Origin of the sequence: Cognatundibacterium luofuense (assembly GCF_018139685.1) — a bacterium.
Classification (GTDB): Bacteria; Pseudomonadota; Gammaproteobacteria; order Burkholderiales; family Burkholderiaceae_D; genus Undibacterium; species Undibacterium luofuense.
In genome coordinates, this window is the sequence record NZ_JAGSPN010000142.1 from 1 (window position 1) to 460 (window position 460).

Annotated in this window: 2 protein-coding genes; both read left to right on the top strand. The window is 48.3% G+C overall.

Annotation, left to right across the window (positions count from 1 at the left end; translation table 11 throughout):
• On the top strand, positions 1-209 hold a 209-nt coding region (locus KDM89_RS19720), incomplete at its 5' end, for a 2Fe-2S iron-sulfur cluster-binding protein (protein ID WP_212689589.1).
• A 40-nt stretch (positions 210-249) separates the two neighbouring features.
• On the top strand, positions 250-460 hold a 211-nt coding region (locus KDM89_RS19725; protein WP_212689590.1), incomplete at its 3' end, for a hypothetical protein.

Here is a 460-nt window from a genome sequence, read left to right on the forward strand (position 1 = left end):
GTGACTGCGGGGGTGTTTGCGCTTGCGGGACTTGTCATGTCATTCTCGATAGCCGTTGGCTGACTAAACTAGGTTCACATAATGCGGAGGAGGACCAGATGCTGAGCATGTTCCCCGAGAGGCAAACGAGCTCCCGTCTGGCTTGCCAGATTAAAGTGTCGGCCGAGATGGGAGGTATGATCGTACAGTTACCTGAATTCCAGATGTGACCACGATCGTTCACACATTCAGCACACGATAGGATTATCCATGAAAATACTCGATCAATTCATCAGCAAGGTGCGAGCGACAATTCCTATCGATCTACAGATACAGGGAGCACATTGTTATCATAAGGTAAGGTTGTGGCTGTTCAAAGGTGCCACCTCACCAGTCTTTCAAGAGTTGAGGTTGCCTGATGTGGATGAAGTGTCTTTGGAAAAAATCGACTTTAGTTCCCCGTTTTTGTTCCGTCAGAACC